Origin of the sequence: Rhizobium sp. SEMIA 4085, from assembly GCF_013004495.1 — a bacterium.
Classification (GTDB): domain Bacteria; phylum Pseudomonadota; class Alphaproteobacteria; order Rhizobiales; family Rhizobiaceae; genus Rhizobium; species Rhizobium gallicum.
Window position 1 is genome coordinate 1 of the sequence record NZ_JABEPH010000253.1, and the last position, 8,889, is coordinate 8,889.

The following is an 8,889-nucleotide window of genomic DNA, read 5'->3' on the forward strand; positions in this document are numbered from 1 at the left end:
GGTCTCTTTCGATTGCGAAATGGCAGAGGCCGTTATTGCGCGGCTTCTTCGATCAAGTCGGCGACGACTTGCGGCTTCGAGGTCATCACGACATGGGAAGCGCCTTCGACCACGACAGTGTGCTTGGAGCCTGCCCGCTCCGCCATGAAGCCTAGCGCCTTTGCCGGGATATTCTTGTCGCCGTCGCCATAGATGAACCATGAAGGCAAGGTTTTCCAGGCCGGCTCGCCGGATTTCTCGGTCAGTGCCGCCTCGGCGATCGGGCGCTGTCCCGCCGCCATAAGAGCGGCTTGTTCCGACGGTACGTCGTGAGCAAACTGCTGGTGGAACTTTGCCTTGTCGATGTAAAGGTCTATGCCGCCATCGGCCAACTTGACCGGGGCCGCGAGCGCTTCGCCAAGTGTGCCACCTGGAAATTTGCCGGCCAGGTCCGCTGCCGCTTCTCCAGCTTCCGGTGCGAAGGCTGCGACATAGACGAGCGACTTGACGTTGTCATGACCCCTTGCCGCGTTCGAGATCACTTGCCCGCCATAGGAGTGGCCGACGAGGACGACGGCCCCCTCGATACTGCTCACGACGTTTGAGACATATGCTGCATCACTCGAAACACTGCGCAGAGGGTTGGCCGCGGCGACGACCGGATAGCCGTCCTTTTCGAGAATTTGGATGACGCCGTTCCAGCTCGAAGAGTCGGCAAATGCGCCATGCACGAGGACGACGGTGGGCTTGGCCGACTGAGCGGCAGCACTACCTGCGAGAAGAGCACCAGCAAGGGCGACGGCGGCAGCAAACTTGGACATGTTATTTCCTTTCTATCGTTGGTGGTTTCTCGGAGTGACTCAGCCTTTTTTAGATGACGATCAGTTTTTGGGGCGAACACGTCGGCGCTGAAATTGGCAAAGCAGCATTCCGCAATGTCTGTTGCGTACGATTTATTTGTGCACAATCTAAATAAACGAAAGGGATTTTGCAGTCAATAGCGCGCAAGCAGATCGCACACAAAATATTTTGGAACGCATTATCGCCAACGCAGCCGATACTGAACCCGACCTCCCTGATATCGGAAAATGCCATGTTTTCCCATCCATTCGGGCGGGCCACGACCTTCAACCAGCTCTATCGCCCTGCTTGCCGATCTCGGTCTTACCTACCCTCAATATCTGGTCTTGGATTCGCTCTGGGAGAGGCCTTGTTTCTGGACTCCAGTACCTTGACGCCCTTGCTGAAGCGACGGCGGGTCTTGTCACTCGCACACGCAATCGGCAGGAGGAGCGCCAGGTGCTTCTTCACCTTTCGGCTGAGGGTCAGGCGATTAAGGATCGTACCGCGCCGGTCTCGATGTGCATCAGCGATCTTGTGGGGATTGGCGCCGAAAACAGCGCGAGGGATCAGCAATCGAAGCTGTCCGATGCGCTCTCTTAGAGAGGAGGCGTAGAATGAGCCAAATCGCATGAAAACGATGTCGATTAATTGAAGTAGCGCTAAAATTCTCTGAGCCGGCCGAAATCTCGCCGATCGGTCGATAAAAAGCACGAGGCCACTCTCGTGGTTTCTATATGAACTTTGTTTGCGTCTCCCGACGGCGTTGATCGCGAAGCTGCTTTGGTGGCAGAAGCTGCGTCATACCGCACTTTTCGATATGCGGCAGGAAGGCCGATTCTGGACACTTTCTTTTCATTTGACGCTCCCTAGTTGTTATCTTGCTAACCAAAGCGAAACCTGATTGAAAAAATGACCTTCAGCAATGTCTCAACAGTCTGAGGTGGGGATGAAAGTTTCTAATGTGGCTGCGTCTATGAACGGTCAAGCTGCTGAACTTGTTTCTTATTATGGGAATAGCCTACGACTGTTAAAATGCTCTGCAAAGGTTGCGCAGGCCTATAGAATCGTGGCCGCGGCCGACGCGACTCTTTGGCAGGTATATCCAGAGCTGCTCGACCCCGACCGCAAATCGCTTGTCGAGGCCGTGCTTGCCGGCGGCATCCCGTGCAATATTGCGATTGAACCTGGCGCGTCCAATGAGGGGCGCAATCTTCTCCTTTTCAGCACCGAACGGGGACTCGGCGTCATCGAGACGCGAGACGAGGCGGCTCGTTCGAAGGTGCCGCATGGAGATGCAGATCGAGCTTTGCTTCTTCATCAGGCCAGGCATGACGCATTGACGGGACTGGCCAACCGTCGCCAGTTCAGCAGCGACCTTCAGGCGAATCTCCCGATGCTTGCCGGGTACAAGCTTGCATTGATGCAGATCGATCTCGATGACTTCAAGCCGGTCAACGACACCCTTGGCCATGGCGCCGGCGATATCGTGCTCAAGATGACGGCGGAACGGATCCAATCCGTTCTCCGCGACGGTGAGACCGCCTACAGGCTCGCAGGCGATGAATTTGCCGTCATTCAATCCTGTGACGACCAGCCCGCTGAAGCAGAGCGTCTGGCCGAATCCTTGGTCCGGGCGTTCAAAGATCCGTTTACCATCGACGGGATCAGTGTGTTTGTAGGCGCGAGCGTAGGAATTGCCATTGCCCCGATAGACGGCAACGACGGCGAACAATTGATGAAGGCCGCCGACATTGCGCTCTACGCAGCCAAGAATGACGGACGCGGCCGGGCGAGAACGTTTAACCGCTCGATGATGATTATGCTGGAACAGCGTGAGCTGCTGAGGCGCAGCTTACGTGTTGCCCTCCAGGAACAACAGTTCTTTATTGAGTATCAACCGCTCGTCGAGATTGCGGACGGGATCATAGGATTCGAGGCCCTGCTGCGCTGGCGTCACCCTTATGCTGGCGTTGTTCCACCCAGTCTTTTCATTCCCATGGCCGAAGCCGACGGCCTGATGGGCGATATTGGAGCGTGGGTGCTGGAAAACGCCTGCCGCCAGGCGTCAACATGGCCCTCGCATTTTATTGTATCGGTCAATCTTTCTCCGGCGGAATTTCTAATCGGTGGTTTCACCGATCGCGTAGCGGAAATCCTGGACCAGGTCGGACTCGAGGCCGATAGACTGGAACTCGAAATAACCGAAACCGTCTTGCTTGAGCGCACGACCAATAATCTCGACACGCTCCACACCCTGGAGGTCTTGGGCACCCGGATCGCGCTCGACGACTTTGGCACTCGCTATTCGTCCCTGAGCTACTTGCAGAACTTCCCGTTCGACACGATCAAGATCGACAAGCACTTCATCAACGATGTCGAGACGAACCCGAGGAGCCAGACGATCGTGCGCTTCATCATCGGCCTTGCGCATGGATTGGGGATGCGGGTTACGGCCGAAGGCGTCGAAACAGCCGGTCAAGCCGCTTGGCTTGGCAGAAAAAAATGCGACAGACTGCAAGGAACCTTCTTGGGCGCCCCGATGTCTGCCGAAGCGATTGGCGATTTTCTGCGTCAATCCTCGTTCGAGATGCTTTAAGCTCTACCAACCGCGCTCCCGCCCGAAGGTCGTCCTTCGACCTCAAATCACACATAGGCGATGCGCGCACCGTCCGTTCGTCAAGCGGAAAAAGCCGCAAGGCAGCCAAAGATGCGGTTCGACACGAACAACTATCAGGACCTCGTTTGACGGCCCCTGAATCGCATCATCAGTCCAAATTCAGCGAGACCAGCGCCGCCCACCGGCGTGACGATCGCAGTTTCTTGTCAATCGCGGATTTCTATCCAAACTGGTGCGTGATCACTCGCGTGCGGTAGCGATCGGACAGACTTGTCGACGCCCGCAGCGACCAGATCGTCGGCCAACGATGCGTTTAGCAAAAAGTGATCGATCCGAAGGCCGGCGTCGCGAGCGAACGCGTTGCGAAAATATTTCCAGAATGTGTAGATGCGTTGATCAGGATAGAGATGCCGGATCGCATCGGTCCAGCCCTGCGAAACAAGATCAGCGTAGGCCGCCCTCACCTCGGGCCGGAACAAAGCGTCGTCGCGCCATCGCTCAGGGGCGTAGACGTCGATATCGGTCGGCATGACGTTGAAATCACCTATCAGCGCGCTTGGAACATCAAGTTCGAGAAGCTCGGCAGCGTAGCTTTTAAGGCGCTCGAACCAACGGAGCTTATAGTCGAATTTCGGGCCCGGCGCCGGATTGCCGTTGGGAAGATAGATGCACCCGATGATGATGCCGTCGATGACCGCTTCAATATATCGGCTATGCGTGTCGTCAGGATCGCCGGGCAGACCACGCCTGGTTTTTACAGGCTGCTTTCCTTTGGCCAGGATGGCGACACCGTTCCAGCTCTTCTGGCCGTGCCAGATGGCGCCGTATCCCGCCTTCTCAAGCGCGCGGCGCGGGAACTTTTCGTCAGGTGTTTTCAGCTCCTGCAGACATGCAATATCCGGCGAGGTTTCCTTCAGCCAGCGCAGGAGAACATCGAGCCGGCCGTTTATACCGTTGACGTTGAAGGTCGCGATTTTCACGGCTAATCAGAGCTCGGTGTGGCCGTTGGACGGTCACATTCCCCGACCATTGGCTCGTCTTTCGCCTTGTGACGGCAATCGGCGAAAGCCAAGCCGCCGACGTTGCTCCCCTCAAACCGTTCCTTCTCGTTGCCCCGGGCGTAGCGTTCCTCGGACCTGGCATCGGTGAGCTTGCGCTTGATCATGTCATTTCATCCTCCTGGCTGCCGTCCCATTCACAACGCATGTCGCGGCAATAAGATGCATTAAATCAAAGGCATGTTCTTGGCGTGTTAGGCGCGGGACTGAGCGCCGCCGAGCCATTGCGGGCATTTTGTGTTAAGATAGGCAGCCCGCTGGCCGAAATGGTGTTGCCTTTCAGCGTTTCGAACGGGAACATTTGAACGCCCGACGTTGCGTAATGGATTTCCGGCCGGGTAGTAGTTCGCGCCCCTGATACGTGGCCATGCGCCGTCCTCCATGACCCACAATCGGCTAGCGCAGGAACTATCGTTTTTTGTCATGCGTTCATTTGCCGGACGTGGTCGCTAACGTCCCTCTTCGTCACATTAGCCCGCCGTGGCGGGCATTTTTTTGGGCATACGGAGACGGCTTCGGGCCCTAAAGATTGAGTGGGTGATCGTTGGGCGTGCTTCCACAAATATTGCGCTCCCCCGCCTGGATGGGGCCGATGCATCGCTTGCGATCGGATTTCGGGCGAATTCCGTCCGCGGGACGCTTCTTGCAACCTTCACGATAAGCGTCCGCAAAGGGACGCCCTGACAGTTGCCAATGCCGATGCCGCAAGCGTTCCATCATCCACCGTGGCGTGCCCTCGTGCAGCAATGGTTTTGCAAGAGAGCGTGCGAAAGCGCCAGAGGGCCAAGACGGGTATTTGTGAAGCTACAAAAATGTGGGGGAGAATTACCCAAAAGAGGTAATTCGATTTGGCGGGGACTCATGTTAAGAAAAACTAACGCGGCAGTTGTATTTGGTCGTCGCGAGTTGGGCGGGTCGCATCGGCGGATGCGGCCTGTCTCGTTTTCAAGCCCCTGCGGGGCCGGCTGCTGTCCAAAAGCGTCGCCTGAACCCTCGAGCCACGTAACTGCTCAGCCGTTTTCCGCGGCAGGTGGATCGCACATCGAGCCCCGATTGCGGGTGGCTCTCGCCGCGGGGCGATCGTGATGTGGGAACCGGACTGGCCAGCTTCATCGGAGCACATGCTCACAGTGTTAACGACGTTGAGGAATCGTGACTCGACTCATCCCTGACCTCGATGGTTCTATTTGAGAACAGGTTGGGGAGTTGGTCGATGGGATATGAGTGGGATGACGCCCGCGAGCGTCGGGCTTACGCTATAAAGGTCGTCTCGATAGTGCTGGCATCAGCGGTGACGGCAGGAGTTCCAACTTGGATCGTTGCAAAAGCCATGGGGCTTTGAAAGCGTAGCGATCAATTCCTCAGAGGCCGGGCTCGGCGATACCCGCCGTGACGTTTGCGTCTTTCCCGTTGCCTGTCGCGTCGGTATCGGCCGCAAGGAGCTTCGCGACGGCTTGCACTGAATTTCGTGCGTGAAACGCTCCCGTGCCGACCCGACCACTTTGAAGCGAGGTCAACGGACATTTGATTTTCGATGGATCAAACTGGAGCCTGAAACTCGAGGGGACACAATCGGCGGCTATCGCTGAAAGCCCCCGGTTCTCAAATGTCTCTATTCTGCAGCGTCGCAGATGAGACTCCGACCCTTGCGCCAGAAATTTCCTGATTTTTCAGCAGCGCGAAGCTTGTGATATTTGCTGCTATCGCATGCGATCGAAGACCTCGGGCCGCAATCTTCCAGTCTGCATCAGGTATTGCAGGGTGTACGATATCGACAGCGCGTCATCGAGAGCGTCATGCCCCTGCAATGAGGGATGTTCGACGCCATAGTAGTCGGCAAGCTTGTTGCTCGGTGTTTTCGCCAGATCCTCGACCGGCATTCCCGCCGCAATCAGGAGTTTGACGGCATTGTCGAAACGATAGGCCGGAATAGGAGGCCGAACACCTACGACATAGCAACTGATCGCGACCATATTCAATTCGTCCTTACCCCATGACCAAAACCGAGCACCCTCCGAGAAGCTGTCGACGTCTGCAAGAGCTTCTTGCAAAGTCACGCCTTCAGCGTCGATGCGCCCTTCAGTAATGCCGGTCAGCTTGGTAAAGAACGGGGCGATTGCATATCTGTCACCAAACCTGTCGATGGGCCGGACGTAGGCTTTGTATGTGTCCAAGAGAGGAAAATCACCTTCTAGCCCGAGCTTGACGGCCCCGATCTGCGCGATAACGGGATCGGGATCGTGGGCCGCGCACCAAAATCTGTGTTGCGAGCCTTCGAGGCAAAGAAATTCGCAGTCAAATATGATTGCAATCTTCATGATCACCGTCGCTCTTCGGCGCGTCCCTTGGCAGCAGGAATATGATGTTTCCGTGAAACCGACGACGATGCTCGGCGACTAACTCCGGCACCATAACTGATTTGGGATTTTCGAAAAGGTCTGGCCGTCATGGTGCAGACGGCGGTCACAACGTTTGCGATAATTCATTGCGGACTTTTTGCACGCCCCTGGTTTGCTGAGCAACCTCCGCGGCCTTGGAAATCTCGGCGCGGCCGGAGACCCAGCCGGAAAGAGTGATCTCGGCTCCGTGAGCCGATACGAAAATATAGGTCGGATCGATATCGGCGGCACATGCCAACGCGTCGTAAACGGCCGATTCGATATCAGCCGCTTCGGGAAGTGCTGTTGCGGCGCGGGCTCCCACACCCAGATCTTTTCTATCGACTGACATTCCTTGTCTCCAGGGCTTATCTAAGGTTCTCGACCACACCCGTCCTTGCGGGACACTGACCGCCTATAGATCTGACGGGCTATCGACGGATGTCCTGTGCCGTCAGTGTGTAATTGTTTCTGCGGCTACGGTTATAGGCTTTGGATGCGGCCTCCAGAATCGATGGTCGCTCTGCGTCGAACGCATCGAGGCACTCAATCTCGGACCGACTAGGTTGGTCCGTGGACCGCAGGGCGGTCGCTTCGATCAGAAATCGGACTTCGAACATTCCATCGTAGCCCAAGAAGCGGACCCCCTTCCGATTTTCATCGAAACTGCGACTTCTATTTGGGAAGCTGAGGGGCATTACCGCTTCTTTCCATCAGGATTTGATTGTGTTGATACTTGATCAGAACGATCAGCCGGGGATGGCGCGGCAGGAATTGCGCTTGGCCTCCCACGGCGCCCATTCATCGAAGGCTTCAGACCACGTATGACCGGCGCAAAGGCTTGCTCGCTGCGGTTGAGAAGCGCAAACAGCAACCCGGCCTCACCGATATGTGTGTTCAGCACATGCCCGATGAGAAACTTCGTCGCGCTCAGAATGACCGGGCGGTCCTCGATCGGGCGAAGTTCATAAACGCCGGCTTTCGCGAGGACACGATCCATCGTGCTCATAGTGGCGGTCGTCAGATGACTGGAGAGTTTAGGGGACGACATTTACCGTCCTCCTGTCGGGGCTTCGAAAGACCGATCCGAAAAGATGGCGCCCGTTCCAACATGCTACCATTGCCTTTATATGGGGACGCCGGCCGGCATTGCAACGACTGCTTGGATCAAATAAAAATTGCACGAGCCGGATAGCGTTCAATCGCCGGTCGCCGGCGAGTGCATTCGCAGCTTTATGGGACGCATTGCCAAAACCTGCCTGTCAACTTGCCTGCGCGCTCAACCGAACGGGTCCCCGGATACCGATCCTAACGCGGAACCTACGGACCCTTGGGTCGTTTCATCAACGCAACCGAGGAGGTCAGGCAATGACTAAGACGGCAGATACGACCAATTCGAACCTGGAAAAGGATCCTGAAGACTGGGTCAGCGGCGACGAGCCTATGACAGGAGCCCAGCAATCCTACCTGAAGACGCTGTCCGAGCAGGCGAACGCCCCGGAGCTTTTCTCGATGAAACTGACGAAAGCAGAAGCCTCGAAACGGATCGACGAGCTCCGTTCGAAACTTGGCCTTCCAGACCGATGAGACATTCAGGCACAGCACTCGTGTACCCTTAATCTTTCGGTCTCGGTGCTCAGTAGCGTATGCTTCGTTGGCATCCGCGTGTGCCTTTTGACGAGATCGTATCGTGCCCTTGATCTCCTGGGCAGGCACGTTACTGACGAGAACCGAATTCGGATCAGCATCTACTCATTGCGTGCACCTGTTCTATCGCGCAACCGTGTCACCACGGTCATGCCCTGAGCCGGAGGCGCCGTGGCAATAGTCGCATTGCATTGCGCCCCTTGCACCGGCATACGAGCGAGAGGCTTCTAGATGAACAGCGTCAGACGTTGCTCAAAGGCAAAATGGCGCGTTAAATAGAGCTCTTGAGAATTTCGAGTGAGCCCTGACATGTGCGGACGCGTATTCATCAAAACCAACCTCGAAAGCATGATGAACGCCTTTGCTT

General features: G+C 56.3%; 8 protein-coding genes and 1 pseudogene. 3 read left to right on the plus strand and 6 right to left on the minus strand.

What is annotated here, in order from left to right:
- Positions 1 to 32: 32 nt before the first annotated feature.
- Positions 33 to 800: an alpha/beta hydrolase gene (locus C9413_RS22090; RefSeq protein ID WP_040115947.1), complete on the minus strand. Its 768-nt coding sequence runs from the start codon at positions 798 to 800 to the stop codon at positions 33 to 35.
- Between the two features lie 324 nt (positions 801 to 1,124).
- Here C9413_RS22090 and C9413_RS33700 point away from each other — a divergent pair.
- Positions 1,125 to 1,422 (plus strand): annotated as a pseudogene (locus tag C9413_RS33700) (MarR family transcriptional regulator); the annotation flags it as partial.
- Positions 1,423 to 1,768: 346 nt separating this feature from the next.
- The gene (locus C9413_RS22100; protein WP_040115948.1) at positions 1,769 to 3,418 is read left to right on the plus strand and encodes an EAL domain-containing protein; all 1,650 of its coding nucleotides are present in this window, start codon (positions 1,769 to 1,771) and stop codon (positions 3,416 to 3,418) included.
- Positions 3,419 to 3,645: 227 nt separating this feature from the next.
- Here C9413_RS22100 and xth read toward each other — a convergent pair whose 3' ends face one another.
- The 5 genes from xth to C9413_RS22125 form a co-directional block, all read right to left on the minus strand.
- Positions 3,646 to 4,419 carry an exodeoxyribonuclease III gene (xth, locus tag C9413_RS22105; protein ID WP_040115949.1) on the minus strand — a complete coding sequence of 258 codons (774 nt, stop codon included), beginning with the start codon at positions 4,417 to 4,419 and terminating at the stop codon, positions 3,646 to 3,648.
- Positions 4,420 to 4,421: 2 nt separating this feature from the next.
- On the minus strand, positions 4,422 to 4,604 hold the full coding sequence (locus C9413_RS22110) for a hypothetical protein (RefSeq protein WP_040115950.1): 183 nt from the start codon (positions 4,602 to 4,604) through the stop codon (positions 4,422 to 4,424).
- 1,593 nt (positions 4,605 to 6,197) lie between these two features.
- A complete protein-coding gene (locus C9413_RS22115) occupies positions 6,198 to 6,815 on the minus strand; it encodes a 3'-5' exonuclease (protein ID WP_040115951.1) in 618 nt (205 codons plus the stop codon).
- A gap of 145 nt (positions 6,816 to 6,960) precedes the next feature.
- Positions 6,961 to 7,227: a BON domain-containing protein gene (locus C9413_RS22120; protein ID WP_170250914.1), complete on the minus strand. Its 267-nt coding sequence runs from the start codon at positions 7,225 to 7,227 to the stop codon at positions 6,961 to 6,963.
- A 79-nt stretch (positions 7,228 to 7,306) separates the two neighbouring features.
- Complete coding sequence (locus C9413_RS22125; RefSeq protein ID WP_040115952.1) at positions 7,307 to 7,573, minus strand: DUF1488 domain-containing protein; 267 nt, start codon at positions 7,571 to 7,573, stop codon at positions 7,307 to 7,309.
- Between the two features lie 670 nt (positions 7,574 to 8,243).
- Between C9413_RS22125 and C9413_RS22130 the strand changes: the two genes are divergently transcribed.
- Positions 8,244 to 8,462 (plus strand): DUF3072 domain-containing protein, encoded by a 219-nt coding sequence (locus C9413_RS22130; RefSeq protein ID WP_040115954.1) that lies wholly within the window; start codon positions 8,244 to 8,246, stop codon positions 8,460 to 8,462.
- Positions 8,463 to 8,889 lie beyond the last annotated feature (427 nt).